This is a genomic window from Streptomyces sirii (genome assembly GCF_045690365.1).
GTDB lineage: Bacteria > Actinomycetota > Actinomycetes > Streptomycetales > Streptomycetaceae > Streptomyces > Streptomyces sirii.
Map to the genome: position 1 here is coordinate 3,554,221 of NZ_CP147982.1, position 12,660 is coordinate 3,566,880.

Here is a 12,660-nt window from a genome sequence, read left to right on the forward strand (position 1 = left end):
TAACTCCTAAGCAGGTCACGGGCGTGGGGCGGTCAGCGGTAGGTGGCTTTGGTGCGGATACGGGAGACGGCGAACAGGGCGAGCAGCGTGGTGGCCATCAAGGTCACCGCGAGGGCCGCGCCCGCGAAGAGGGAGCCGCGGTCGGTGGCGGCGAAGATCTGCACCGGCAGCGGCATCCAGTCGGGGGGATAGAGCATCATCGTGGCGCTCACCTCGCCCATGGACAGGGCGAAGCAGAGGCCGGCGGCCGCGGTGAGGGACGGCAGCAGCAGGGGCAGCTTGATCCGCCACAGGACGACGGCGGGGCGGGCGCCGAGGCCGGCCGCGCTCTGCTCGTACGCCGGGTCGAGGCGGGTCAGCGCGGCCGTCACGGACTGGTAGGCGAACGCGGTGACCAGCACGCCGTGCGCGATGACCACGATCTGGGGGGTGCCGTTGAGCAGGAACGGGGGCCGGGAGAAGGCGACGAGGAGGGAGAGGCCCACTACGACGGAGGGCACCGCGACGGGCAGGAGGAAGAGGCCGTCGAGCAGGCGGCGGGTGCGGCGGCCCAGCCTCGCGAAGGCCAGCGCGGCCCAGGTGCCGGCCGTGAGTGCGGCGGCGCTCGCCGCCAGGGCCGTCAGGACGCTGGTGAGCAGGGCGTCGAGCGCGTCGCCCCGGGCGATGTCCTGATAGTGGGTCAGGGTCGGGCCGGAGGGCAGGGCGCCGCTCCAGCCGGTCGCGAGCGACGCACCGACGATCACCAGCAGGGGCAGCGCGAAGACGGGGACGAAGAGGGCGAGGAAGAGGATGTGGACGGCCCGGCGGGCGGGCCTGCTATGCACCAGCACGGCGGGGGGCACCTCCGGTGTGCGAGCCGGCTCGGCCGCCCGTACGGGACATCACGGTCCGGTAGAGGGCGTAGAGCGCGACGGACAGGGCGATGTCGGCGACGGCGACGACGCAGGCTCCGGTGTAGTCGCCGTCGAGGATCGCCTTGGTGTAGACGAGCATCGGGAGGGTGACGACGTCCTTGGCGCCGGTGAAGAGCACGATGCCGAACTCGTTGAGGCACAGGACGAGCACCAGCGCGCCGCCCGCCGCCAGCGACGGCAGCGCCTCGGGCAGGATCACCGTCCGCACGATCCGCCACGGCCGGGCGCCCAGCGACGCGGCGGCCTCCAGCTGACCGGTCTCCATCTGCGCGAACGCGGCGAGCAGCGGGCGCATCACGAACGGGGTGAAGTAGGTGACCTCGGCCAGCAGGACCCCCCAGGGGGTGTGCAGGAACGCAAGCGGCCCGTGGGCGGCGCCGGTCACCTCCGTCCACAGGCCGTTGGCCATGCCGACGCTGCCGTAGAGGAACAGCAGGGCGAGGGTGATCAGGAAGGAGGGGAAGGCCAGGAAGACGTCGATGAAGCGGCCCAGCGCCCGGCCGCCGGGGAGCGGGACGAAGGCGATCACGAGGGAGAGCGCCAGGCCCAGCAGCAGCGCACCGGCGGTGGCGCCGGCGGCGATCAGCACCGTGGTGGCGAGCGCGTCGCGGAAGGACGCCTCGGCGAAGACCTCCGCGTACGGGGCGGTGGAGGGGCCGGCGCCGTCGGGGGTGAAGGACTGCCACACCACCAGGGCCAGGGGGTAGAGGAAGACCACGCCGAGGGCGGCGACGGGCGGCAGGGCCCACAGGGCGGCCCCGGCCTTCGGTGGGCGGGTGCGCCGCTCCGGCGCCGCCGGACCGCGCGCCGGCACCGCCGTGGTGTCAGCGGCCATGGCGTCCGCCGTCCGGCCGCCCCGGGGCGGCCGGTGTGAGGCCGGCCGGTATCAGCACCGCGTCCTGCGGCGCGAAGTGCAGCACGGTCTCGTCGCCCGGCGCCGGGGGCCGGCGCAGTTCGCGCACGTCGGCCAGGACGCGGTGGCCGTCGACGGACACCTGAAGCCGGTGGGTGGCGCCGCGCCACTGCACGTCGGTGAGGGTGCCGCACAGCGCGTTGCCGGGGGCGTCGCCGGCGCCCAGGCCGACCAGGTGCGGGCGCACGCACAGCGTCGCGCCGGCCCCCTCGGCCAGCCCCTCCGGCACCGGCACGGTCAGCCGACGCCCGCCGAAGTCGACGCCGTCGCCGCGCACGGTGACCGGCAGCAGGTTCGCGGTGCCGACGAAGGACGCGGTGAACTCGCTGCGCGGGCGCCGGTAGAGCTCCTGCGGGGTGCCGCACTCGCGCAGCCGGCCCCCCTCCAGCACCGCGATCCGGTCGGCCAGGGTCAGCGCCTCGACCTGGTCGTGGGTGACGTAGAGGATCGAGACGTCCGGCAACTCCCGGTGCAGCCGGGCGAGTTCGGCGAGCATGCCGGAGCGCAGCTGGGCGTCGAGGGCGGAGAGCGGCTCGTCCAGCAGCAGCACGCCGGGGCGGATGGCCAGGGCCCGGGCGATGGCGACCCGCTGCTGCTGGCCGCCGGAGAGCTCCCGGGGGTGCCGGCCGGCGTAGGCGGCCATGCCGGTCATCGCAAGCGCCTCGGCGACCCGGCCGGGGATCTCGGCGCGCGGGGTCTTGTGCGCCCGCAGGCCGAAGGCGACGTTCTCGGCGACCTTCATATGCGGGAAGAGCGCGTACTGCTGGACGACCATGCCGATGCCGCGCCGGTACGGCGGCAGCCCGGTCACGTCCCGGCCGCCGATCAGCACCCGCCCGGAGGCCGGCTGGACGAATCCGGCGACCGCCCGCAGCGCGGTGGTCTTGCCGGAGCCGGACGGGCCGAGCAGCGCCATCACCTCGCCCGGTTCGACGGTCAGGTCGAAGGAGTCCAGGACGGTGTGCTCGGCGCGCCTGCCGTAGCCGACGGTGACGCGGTCGAAGCGGATGCCCGACGCGGGCCGGGCCGGGGGCGCGCCGGCGGTCCTGGCAGACGCGGCGGCGGGGGCGGGGGCGGGGGCGGTCATCACACCACCCCCAGCAGCGCGGGCAGTTCGGCGACCGAGCCCAGGACGTGGGTGGCGCCGGCGGCGGTCAGCCGATCGGCGCCGTGCGCCCCGGTGAGCACTCCGGCGACGACCGAGGCGCCGGCGCGGCGGCCGGAGAGCATGTCGTACGAGGTGTCGCCGGCCACCGCGATCCGCTGGACGGAGTCGGTGGCGCGGGTGCGCAGCAGCGCGGTGAGGACCAGGTCGGGGTAGGGGCGGCCGCGGCCGCCGGCGTCGGCCGGGCACAGGGTGAGCTCGACCAGGTCCTGCCAGCCGAGCGCGGCGAGGATCGCGTCCTGGGTGACCCGGGCGAAGCCGGTGGAGAGCACGACGGTGCGTCCGGCCGCCCGGAGCGCCTCGATGGCCTCGCGGGCGCCGGGGACGGGGGCGATCCGCCCGCCGTCGACCAGCTCGCCGTACGCCGTCTCGAAGGCGGTGTTGGCGCGGCGGGCGGCGGCCTCGTCGCCGAAGAGGTGGCGGAAGACGGAGATCTTGGACTCGCCCATGGTGGCGCGCACATGGGCGAGCTGCTCGGCGTGCTCGGCGCTGCCGGGCTCGACACCCATGTGCCGGGCGGCGGCGTCGAAGGCCTGCTCGACCAGGCCGCCGTCGGCGACGGTGGTACCGGCCATGTCGAGGACGACCAGCCGGATGTCGTGGCCGGGGGTGTACTGCGACAACTCGCTCACCATCCCAGTTCGTTCGCGGTGGTCTCGGCGATGGCCGGGGAGCAGGTCATCCCGCGCCCGCCCGGCCCGGTGACCAGCCAGACGCCGTCGCGGGCCCGCTGGCGGTGGACGACCCGGCCGGTGTCGGTGCACTGGGCGTAGACCCCGGCCCAGCGGCGGCGGATTCGCGGCAGCGGGCGGCCCAGCAGTGTTTCGACGACGCCGGTCAGATGCTCGTAGGGCTCCTCGACGGTGTCGAAGGCGAACGGCGTCGCGTACTCGTGGGTGTCGCCGATGGTGAGGCCGCCGTCGGCGCGCTGGACCATCAGCAGCTGCATCCTGTGCTCGGCGGCGGTCGGCGCCTGGGCCTGGCCGGCGTTGAGCGCGTCCAGGGCGTCGCTTCGGTACGCCGGGTAGTAGCGGAAGCTGTCGGCGTCGGCGACGGAGGTGGTCAGCGCCTCGCCGAGCGGATCGGTCTGCATCATCTGCAGCCGCACCCGGCGCACCGGCAGGTCGGGGACCAGCTCGCGGACCAGGCCGCCGAGCCAGGCGCCGGTGCACAGGACCACCGCGTCGCCCCGGTGGAGTTCGTTGTGGTCGTCGCGTACGGCGCGCTCGCCGACCACCTCGCGGACCTCGCGGCCGCCGAGGTAGGTGTAGCGGCCGGACGCCAGCAGGGCTTCCTTCAGGGCGCGTTGGGCGGTGCGCGGCTCCACGGCGGCGTCCCGCTCGCACCACAGGGCGCCGGTGAAGTCGCCGCGCAGGGCGGGGTTGAGGGCGCGGGCCCGGTCGGCGTCGAGCAGCCGGTAGCCGCGGTCGGCGGCGTCGGGGCGGCGGGCGGCCGCCTCGGCGACCGCCCGTTCGGCGTCGTTCCTGACCACGGTCAGCGAGCCGATGGCGCGGAAGCCGAGTGCGGGGACGCGGGCGCCGATGCCCTCCCACAGTTCGCGGGCGCGCAGGGCACACTCCAGCTCCTCGCCGCCGGCCCGGCCGCTGACCCAGATCTGTCCGAAGTTACGGACCGAGGCGCCGCGGGCCTCGGCCTCCCGTTCGAGGTGCAGGACCTCGTGGCCCCGCTCGATGGCATGCCAGGCGTGCATGGTGCCCAGCACGCCGGCTCCGACAACTATGACTCGCATGCCCCAGACGGTCCTGGCGGCGGGTGGCCCATGAGGGGGCGTTCGGCGACGCGGGGGTGAACGGGGCCCCAAACTTGGCCTAGACCCGTTATCTACTCGTGACAATTGCGGGCGTGGTGTACGCGCTTCGCGGTCCCCGCCTCAGCCTTGCGCCGGTGTGCCCAGGTGGGTGGTGAAGGAGAACCGGTCGCCCCGGTAGAGCGAGCGCACCCGCTCCAGCGGGCGGCCTCGGGTGTCCCGGGACAGCCGGTGGATCAGCAGCATGGGCAGCGCGCCCGGTGTGCCGATCAGCAGCGCCTCGCGCGGGGTGGCGAGCACGGTCTCCAGCCGCTCGTCCGCGTCGCCGAAGCCGATGCCCAGCCGCTCGTGGAGGTAGGCGTAGAAGGACGAGTCCGGTACGAAGTCGGCGGCCAGGTCCGGGACCCGCTCGACCGCGACATAGGTGCTCTCCAGTCCGACCCGCTCGTCGTCGGCGAGCAGCACCCGCTCCATGTGCCATACGGCGTCCCCGACCGCGAGGCCCAGATCACCGGCGAGCGCGGACGGGCAGGGGAAGCGGTCCAGGCCGACGAGGTGCCGGCCGGGCCTGCGGCCCTGGCCGCGGACGCCCTCGGTGTAGCTGGCCAGGGAGAGCGGCTGCGCCAGCTTGGGCCCGGCGACGACCGTGCCGCGCCCCAGCCGCCGCAGCCGCCCCTCCAGGACCAGCTCGCGCAGGGCCTGGCGCAGCGTCTCGCGGGAGACCTCCAGGCGCGTTGCCAGCTCGCGTTCGGTGGGCAGCACCTCCCCCTCGCCCAACTCGTCGAGCAGCGCGGCGATCTCGACCTTGGCCGCGTAGTACTTGGGGATGCGCCCGTGCTCGGGGACGCCGGACCGGACGGGTGCGCCAGGATCCTGGCCGTAGGGGAACTCCACGGCGCGATCCTCGCACCCGCGGGCGCGGCGGCCGGGGAGCGGGGTGCGGCCGGATGGCCACGGCTCACCCGAGGCGGGGCGGCGTCATCCGAAGAGGGGGGCGAGGACCAGCTCGGCCGCGCCGTCCGCGACCGCCCGCCCGGGGGCGAGCGCGACCGACACCGCGGCCCGGGCCCCGGCGCTGCCGCGGGTGCGGGCCTGCTCGGCCAGCGCCCGGGACACTCCGCTCAGGAACGGCTCGGGGGCGTCGAGCACCGTGCGCCCGCCGAGCAGCACCCGGTCGATGTCCAGCAGTTCGACGAGGTTGGCGGCGCCGACGCCCAACGCCTCGGCCGCGGCCGGCAGATCGCCGCCGGCCACCGCCGCCAGGCACAGCGCCTCGATGCAGCCGCGCCGTCCGCAGCCGCAGCGCGGACCGTCCAACTGGACGATCTGGTGGCCGAATTCACCGGCGCCGGTGCGCGGGCCGCGGTAGAGGCCGCCGTCCAGCACGAGCCCGGCGCCGAGGCCGGTGCCCAGATGCAGATAGCCGAAGGAGCCCGCGCCGGCGGGCAGGGCACGGGCCAGGCCGAGCGCCGCGGCGTTGGTGTCCTTGTCGAGCGCGACGGGCAGGCCGAGCCGGGCGGCGACGGCGTCCCGCAGCGGGAAGCCGTCCCACTGGGGGGCGCCGGTGACGCGGTGCAGCACTCCGGCGGCGTGGTCCAGCGGCCCGGGGCAGGCCACCCCCGCCCCCAGCACCAGCGGCCCGCCGGCCTGCGCGAGCAGCTCCGCGACCTCGCGTTCGGCGGTGGTGAGCACCTGCTCGGCGCCCGCTTCGAAGGCCAGCGGCGCTCGGCGCACCGCGACCGCACGGCCGGCGAGGTCGGCGAGCACGGCCGTGAGCTCGTCGCGGTCCAGGTGCAGGCCTATCGCGTGCCGGGCGCCGGGGACCAGGCGCAGGACCGTGGCGGGCTTACCGCCCGTGGAGGCGCGGCGGCCCGCCTCGGCGGCCAGGCCCTCGACCCGCAGCCGCGCGGTGATCTTGCTGACGGCCTGCGGGGTGAGCCCCGTGTGCGCGGCGAGCTCCAGCCGGCTGACCCCCTCCTCGCCGGCCGCCCGCAGCAGCCCCAGGACCAGCGCGGTGTTGTGACCGCGCAGCGCGGGGAGGTTGGCGCCCGGACTGCCGGCGAAGCCGCCCTGACGGGAGGCGCGGGAGGGGATGTCATCGCTGCTCACCCGCCCATTGTCGGCAGTGGCTTGCACTTTGGCAACAGCGTTGCTTAAGTAGGGGCATGAGTGAGACGAGCGAGGAGAGTGCGATGAGCCGCCCCACCGGTACCCCCGCCCCCGGCGACCCGCTGCGCGTCGGCCTCCTCGGCTACGGCCTGGCGGGCTCGGTCTTCCACGCCCCGCTGATCGCCGCCACCGACGACCTGCTGCTCGACACCGTCTCCACCTCCGACCCCCAGCGGCAGGCGCAGGCCCGCGCCGAGCATCCGCAGGTGCGTACGGTCGACACCCCGGAGGCGGTGCTCGACCGCGCCGCGGACCTCGATCTGATCGTGCTCGCGACGCCGAACAAGACCCATGTGCCGCTCGCCACCGCCGCCCTGGAGGCCGGTGTGCCGGTGGTCGTCGACAAGCCGCTGGCCGCGACCGCCGCCGAGGCCGAGAAGCTCGCCGCGCTCGCCGAGGAGCGCGGACTGCTGCTGTCGGTCTTCCAGAACCGCCGCTGGGACAACGACTTCCGCACCGTCCGCAAGCTGATCGAGGACGGCGCGCTCGGCGACATCACGCGCTTCGAGTCCCGCTTCGAGCGCTGGCGGCCGCAGCCCAAGGGCGGCTGGCGCGAGTCCGGCGACCCGGCGGAGATCGGCGGGCTGCTCTACGACCTGGGCAGCCACCTCGCCGACCAGGCGCTGACCCTCTTCGGCCCGGTCGTCTCCGTCTACGCCGAGTCCGACGTCCGCCGCCCGGGCGCGGAGGCCGACGACGACACCTTCATCGCCCTCACCCACGCGAGCGGCGTCCGCTCCCATCTGTGGGTGAGCGCCACCACCCCGCTGCTGGGCCCCCGCTTCCGGGTGCTCGGCACCAAGGCCGGCTACACCAAGCACGGTCTGGACCCCCAGGAGGCCGCGCTGCGCGAGGGCCTGCGGCCCGGCGCCGAGGGCGTGGAGTGGGGCGTGGAGCCGAAGTCCGGCTGGGGCCGGATGGGCGCCGGTACCTCCCCGCGGTCCGGGGGCGGCGAGCCCGTACCGACCCTGCCCGGCGACTACCCCGCGTACTACACCGCGATCGCACGGGCCCTGCGCGAGGGCGGCGCGCCGCCGGTGAGCGCCGCCGAGGCCGCGGCCGCGCTGCGCGTCCTGGAGGCCGCCAAGCTCTCCGCGGCCGAGGGCCGTACGGTCCGGATCGAGGCGGGGGCGTGACCGACCAGACCACCACGGACGAGGTGCGCACCCTTGAAGGGCACGAACAGCGCCTGGTCTTCGACACCTTCAGCAATGACGACGCCTGGGAACTGGGCTCACGCCTCGTGGCGTTGGCGCGCGAGCGCGGCGCCGCGGTGACGATCGGGATCCGGCGCGGCACCCAGCGGCTGTTCCACTGCGCACTGCCGGGCACCTCCGCCGACAACGACGTCTGGATCGCCCGCAAGTCCGCCGTCGTCGAGCACTACGGCGAGTCCTCGTTCCTGGTCGGCGCCCGCTTCCGCGCCAAGGGCCGTACGTTCGAGGACTCCTCGCGGCTGGACCCGGAGCACTACGCCGCCCACGGCGGGGCGTTCCCGATCCGCGTGCGCGGCACGGGCGTGGTGGGGGTGGTTGCGGTGTCGGGGCTGCCGCAGGCGGAGGATCACGCCCTGGTGGTCGAAGCGGTGCGTTGGCACTTGGCGTAGGTTGCCACGTTGCGGGGTTCCCGATGCTCCAGACGGACAGTTCTGGAGTGGTCGGCCATTGGCGGCAACTTCGGCGAACGACTCGTTCCCCAAGGTGAACGTGCCGACACAGCAACGGCCCCTCGAATTCGCCGACGACGGCAGCCGCTCGCTCCGGGGCCAGTATCCGTAGCTGCGGCGAACGCCAACGACCGACGGCTATGCTCGCCGCATGGCTGACTTCCTGCAGGTCTCCACAGCGACGGAGACGCGCGAGCAAGCGGTAGAGCTGGCCCGTTCCGTAGTGACAGGTCGTCTCGCGGCTGGCGCCCAGATCGTTGGCCCTGTGGTCTCCGCCTTCTGGCATGAGGGCGAGTTCGGGACGGGCGAGGAGTGGCAACTCCTGTTCAAGAGCCGGGCCGACGGATACGCCGCGCTGGAGGCGCACCTCCTGAAACATCACCCGTGGAAGAACCCCGAAGTCTCGGCCGTTCCCCTCGTGACCGGGTCGGATGCGTACCTCCGCTGGATCGCCACTACCGCCGGGCCGGTCTCCGACGAGTAAGCGTCATGGGCGGGCCTTCTCCAAGACCTCAGCGACGCCAGGGACGGTCCGGTGCTCGCCGAGCCGTCGCAGGACGGGAGCGAGCCGTTCCCGTGGGCGTACCGAAGCCACCCCGGCGCAGAGTTCCAGGGCTCGGCCAGTGACGGTCGCGGCCTGCTCAACCTCCCCGGCTGTCAGGTAGGAGGCGGCGAGCCACGACAGGTAGAGGCTCTTGTCGCGTGCGTGGGTGTCCTCGTATGAGGCGAGTGCTGATTCCAGAACAGGAACGGCCCGCAGCGGACGCCGCAGTTCCGTCCAGCACCGACCGCTCATGATCTCCAACTCGTTGCGGTCGACCCACGCCACCCAATCCGGTTGCGGAGTGTCGTCGTCCTCGGCCAGGGCGGATGCGGCGGAGTCGAGCGCGCGTTCCGTCTCGGTGGCAAGCCCGGCGACGGCGTATGCCCATGCGAGCCGCTCGTACAGGAGGGCGCGGACACCCGGGGCCGCGTCGGGGCCCGCCGTTGCACACGAGCGGGCGGCGGTCTCGATTCCGACCTGTCGGTCGCCATTGACCTTCTGGTAGGCGAGGAAGGCGAGCGCGTTGCCCGCCAGAGCCTTGTCTCCTGCTTCCGTCGCGGCTTCGTGGCTGGCCTCGTACAGGCGGCTCGCAATGGCGTGTTTGCCGCCGTCGAATGCGGCCCAACCGGCTTGCTGCGCCTGCTCGGCAAGCACGGAGAGGAGGGCTTGCCCCGTCCCCTCCGCATATGTGGCATCACGCATCAGGGCCTTCGTGACCTGGTACTCGCCGAGGTAGACGCGGTAGGTGTCACCTCCGCCGAGCACGTCATCAAGGCGCCGCAGTCTGGCCGTACGCTCCCGGAGTTGATCAGGGAGATTGCTCGCGATTCGGCGGCCAACCTGAGGACGCGTTAGGTCAGGCAATCCGACGGCGAGGCCGGTCATGGCCGTTGTCTTGAAAAACTCTCTGCGCCGCACTTCGTCTCCGTCTCCGTCCGTAGCGGTGGCACGTGCAGGCGTGGGGAGCACGCGGCAGGCCGGGGCCTCCCATTCGCGGGGCGCGAGACCGAGCAGCGCTCCGGGAATGCGCAGTGCGTCGGCAATCCGCGCGACCTTCTCGAAAGTCGTCACGCTGCCGATGCCGCGTGCCAGTAACCCGACACGTTCCGGCTTGATGTCGCACTCGGCCGCGATCTTCGAGTAACTGATGCCTGCCTCGCTGCGAGCGAGACGGAACACCGTGCCGAAGTCATGGGCCGCAAGCGCGGCTCTCATGTCCACATGGTCCAGGAGTCCGCGCGGGAGCGCGGTCGGCGGTACATAACCGGTCATGAAGTGCCCCGTCGCGCCTGGTGGTGACAGTGTGCCGCATCGGCCGGAGCCTCAGCCTACCCATGATGGGGATACCCGTGGCCGGGAAGCCACCGGCTCTACCAGCGTGGACAGTTGGACCGATCAGACCCCCGCGACCGTGCGACCGGTCCGGGGGCATGGCCACCAACCCCTGGGAGGTTGACGACATGCGCAAACATAGCGCGTGGATCTTCGAACTGCTGTTGCGGGCATTACTACCCGCGCGGGGGCGTCACCGGTCCGCCGGCACAGTGCCCGCCGTCAGGTGGACGGACGCGCCGACGCTTGTGGAGGTGGTGGGCTGATGCCCCGCAACTGCCGCCCCGTTCACCTGATGGACCCGGTTCCGATGGCGGAGCCTGAGCCGGTTGCCGGGTGCGATGTGTGCACGGCCCTGGCCGGGCAGCGCGCGGCGGCGCGTGCTGTCGGGGACACGTCGAAGGCGATCGACTGCAGCATCGAAATCGGCCGCCACCCCCACACGAAGGCGACGCGGTCGTGAGCGCGGGCGTGTGGTCGCGGCTGCGGGACCGGGCCGAGGAAGCGTGGAACCGGCATGTCAGGTACCGGGAGCTGTACGGGCAGCTCGATCAGATGCGGGCGGACCTCAAGGCCCGTACCGCGTGGATGGATGACCTGACCGAAGAGGAGACGGCGGCGATGCTGCGCGGTCTCGCCGAGTGCATCGACGCCATGGAGACGGCAGGCGGAGATGCCCCGGAACATCCGGAGTGGCTGGTATGAGGGCGCGATACCGGTTCGCCGAGTGGGCGCTGGCGGCCCATTCGGAAGTGCGGTTCATCGGTGAGTGTCTGGACTGCGGGGAACGCTGCGTCGATACCGAGTCTGCCGATGATGCGCAGGGGTGGTGCCTCAAGCATGCCGGACTCACCGGAGATCGGCGCTTCGAGATGAAGGGATTCCAGCTCTTTACCGCCTACCTGACCAACGCGGCGGCAGACGGCGCTCCTCCCGCGACGTAGGCCAGGCGGGGCTGCCCGCCAATCATCACGGCCCGGACTCCCGTCCCCGGGAGAGTTCGGGCCGTGCCACCGAAACGACGCGATGGGGACCACGCAGGCGCACCCCCACGGTCCCCCTTCCCCACCCACCCCGGGAGGGGGCGGGCCGGAGGGGTAGGGGTGTGGGACGTAAAGCGCAGCAGTCCCACACCCCTACCCCTCCGGCCCGTCACCGGCAGCCGAACAGCCCCGCGCAGCGGCAACAGCCCGCCGCAGGCGCCACGGCGCGTAAGCCGAACACGTCGGCCGCAGCAAAGCGCAGCGGACGGGCCCGCCGCAGGCGAACCACGCGAAACCCCCACGGCGGGACAGCCGACAACGTGGGAATCAAGCCGAGCGCAGCTCCTGCCGCTGGCGGCCCAGGCCGTCGATCTCCAGCTCGACGACGTCGCCGGCCCGCAGATACGGCTTGGGCTCCGGCTGCCCCATGGCGACACCGGCGGGTGTACCGGTGTTGATGACATCGCCCGGGTACAGGGTCATGAACTGGCTGACATAGCGGACCACTTCGGCCACCGGGAAGATCTGGTCGGCGGTCGTGCCGTCCTGCTTCAGCTCGCCGTTGACCCACAGCCGCACCCCGAGCGCCTGCGGGTCGGGCACCTCGTCGGCGGTCACCAGCCAGGGGCCCAGCGGGTTGAACGTCTCGCAGTTCTTGCCCTTGTCCCACTGGCCGCCGCGCTCGATCTGGAAGGCGCGCTCGGAGACGTCGTGCGCCACCGCGTAGCCGGCCACCGCCGCCAGCGCCTGCTCGTCGCTCTCCAGGTAGCGGGCGGTCCGGCCGATGACGACCGCCAGCTCCACCTCCCAGTCGGTCTTCACGCTGTCGCGCGGCACCAGCACCGTGTCATCGGGGCCGACGACGGTGTCCGGGGCCTTCATGAAGAGGATCGGCTCCTCGGGGGGCGCCGCCCCCGTCTCCCGGGCGTGGTCGTGGTAGTTCAGCCCGATACACACGATCTTGCCGATCCGGGCCACCGGCGGACCGGTGCGCAGCCCGGCGGCGTCGAGCCGGGGCAGCTCGCCGGACGCGGCGGCGCCGCGCAGCCGTGCCAGCGCCGCGTCGTCCGCGAGCAGCGCTCCGTCGATGTCCGGCACCAGGCCCGACAGGTCCCGCAGGACTCCCGCCTCGTCGAGCAGCGCCGGGCGTTCCGCCCCCACCGGTCCGACACGCAGCAGCTTCATCGGTTCAACTCCCGTGGTCGA

Annotated in this window: 14 protein-coding genes; 5 read left to right on the top strand and 9 right to left on the bottom strand. The window is 73.4% G+C overall.

Annotation, left to right across the window (positions count from 1 at the left end; all coding sequences use genetic code 11):
* Positions 1 to 32: 32 nt before the first annotated feature.
* The 7 genes from WAB15_RS15910 to WAB15_RS15940 form a co-directional block, all read right to left on the bottom strand.
* Complete coding sequence (locus WAB15_RS15910) at positions 33 to 830, bottom strand: ABC transporter permease (RefSeq protein ID WP_399146887.1); 798 nt, start codon at positions 828 to 830, stop codon at positions 33 to 35.
* Positions 817 to 1,749, bottom strand: coding sequence for a 2-aminoethylphosphonate ABC transporter permease subunit (locus WAB15_RS15915; RefSeq protein ID WP_407286664.1), 933 nt, complete (start codon positions 1,747 to 1,749; stop codon positions 817 to 819). Before WAB15_RS15915 ends, WAB15_RS15910 begins: the two co-directional genes overlap by 14 nt.
* Entirely contained in the window at positions 1,739 to 2,914 is a 1,176-nt protein-coding gene (locus WAB15_RS15920; protein ID WP_399146889.1) for an ABC transporter ATP-binding protein, read from the bottom strand. Before WAB15_RS15920 ends, WAB15_RS15915 begins: the two co-directional genes overlap by 11 nt.
* The gene (locus tag WAB15_RS15925) at positions 2,914 to 3,627 is read right to left on the bottom strand and encodes a phosphonatase-like hydrolase (protein WP_407286665.1); all 714 of its coding nucleotides are present in this window, start codon (positions 3,625 to 3,627) and stop codon (positions 2,914 to 2,916) included. Before WAB15_RS15925 ends, WAB15_RS15920 begins: the two co-directional genes overlap by 1 nt.
* Positions 3,621 to 4,742, bottom strand: coding sequence for a TIGR03364 family FAD-dependent oxidoreductase (locus WAB15_RS15930; RefSeq protein ID WP_399146891.1), 1,122 nt, complete (start codon positions 4,740 to 4,742; stop codon positions 3,621 to 3,623). Before WAB15_RS15930 ends, WAB15_RS15925 begins: the two co-directional genes overlap by 7 nt.
* Before the next feature lie 141 nt (positions 4,743 to 4,883).
* The gene (locus tag WAB15_RS15935) at positions 4,884 to 5,654 is read right to left on the bottom strand and encodes a GntR family transcriptional regulator (RefSeq protein ID WP_407286666.1); all 771 of its coding nucleotides are present in this window, start codon (positions 5,652 to 5,654) and stop codon (positions 4,884 to 4,886) included.
* Between the two features lie 84 nt (positions 5,655 to 5,738).
* On the bottom strand, positions 5,739 to 6,869 hold the full coding sequence (locus WAB15_RS15940; RefSeq protein ID WP_407286667.1) for an ROK family protein: 1,131 nt from the start codon (positions 6,867 to 6,869) through the stop codon (positions 5,739 to 5,741).
* Positions 6,870 to 6,925: 56 nt separating this feature from the next.
* Between WAB15_RS15940 and WAB15_RS15945 the strand changes: the two genes are divergently transcribed.
* The 3 genes from WAB15_RS15945 to cutA all read left to right on the top strand — a co-directional run bounded on the left by WAB15_RS15945 (position 6,926) and on the right by cutA (position 9,079).
* Positions 6,926 to 8,065: a Gfo/Idh/MocA family oxidoreductase gene (locus WAB15_RS15945; protein ID WP_407286668.1), complete on the top strand. Its 1,140-nt coding sequence runs from the start codon at positions 6,926 to 6,928 to the stop codon at positions 8,063 to 8,065.
* Complete coding sequence (locus tag WAB15_RS15950) at positions 8,062 to 8,535, top strand: heme-degrading domain-containing protein (RefSeq protein ID WP_407286669.1); 474 nt, start codon at positions 8,062 to 8,064, stop codon at positions 8,533 to 8,535. The genes WAB15_RS15945 and WAB15_RS15950 overlap by 4 nt, the downstream gene beginning before the upstream one ends.
* Positions 8,536 to 8,746: 211 nt before the next feature.
* Positions 8,747 to 9,079, top strand: coding sequence for a divalent-cation tolerance protein CutA (gene cutA, locus WAB15_RS15955; protein WP_399146896.1), 333 nt, complete (start codon positions 8,747 to 8,749; stop codon positions 9,077 to 9,079).
* A gap of 3 nt (positions 9,080 to 9,082) precedes the next feature.
* On the opposite strand, the gene WAB15_RS15960 is transcribed toward cutA, so the two are convergent.
* A complete protein-coding gene (locus WAB15_RS15960) occupies positions 9,083 to 10,411 on the bottom strand; it encodes an XRE family transcriptional regulator (protein ID WP_407286670.1) in 1,329 nt (442 codons plus the stop codon).
* A 519-nt stretch (positions 10,412 to 10,930) separates the two neighbouring features.
* Between WAB15_RS15960 and WAB15_RS15965 the strand changes: the two genes are divergently transcribed.
* The gene (locus WAB15_RS15965; protein ID WP_407286671.1) at positions 10,931 to 11,176 is read left to right on the top strand and encodes a hypothetical protein; all 246 of its coding nucleotides are present in this window, start codon (positions 10,931 to 10,933) and stop codon (positions 11,174 to 11,176) included.
* Positions 11,173 to 11,415 carry a hypothetical protein gene (locus tag WAB15_RS15970; RefSeq protein ID WP_407286672.1) on the top strand — a complete coding sequence of 81 codons (243 nt, stop codon included), beginning with the start codon at positions 11,173 to 11,175 and terminating at the stop codon, positions 11,413 to 11,415. The genes WAB15_RS15965 and WAB15_RS15970 overlap by 4 nt, the downstream gene beginning before the upstream one ends.
* A 366-nt stretch (positions 11,416 to 11,781) precedes the next feature.
* Here the strand turns inward: WAB15_RS15970 and WAB15_RS15975 are convergent, their stop codons facing one another.
* Positions 11,782 to 12,639 carry a fumarylacetoacetate hydrolase family protein gene (locus tag WAB15_RS15975; RefSeq protein ID WP_407286673.1) on the bottom strand — a complete coding sequence of 286 codons (858 nt, stop codon included), beginning with the start codon at positions 12,637 to 12,639 and terminating at the stop codon, positions 11,782 to 11,784.
* Positions 12,640 to 12,660 lie beyond the last annotated feature (21 nt).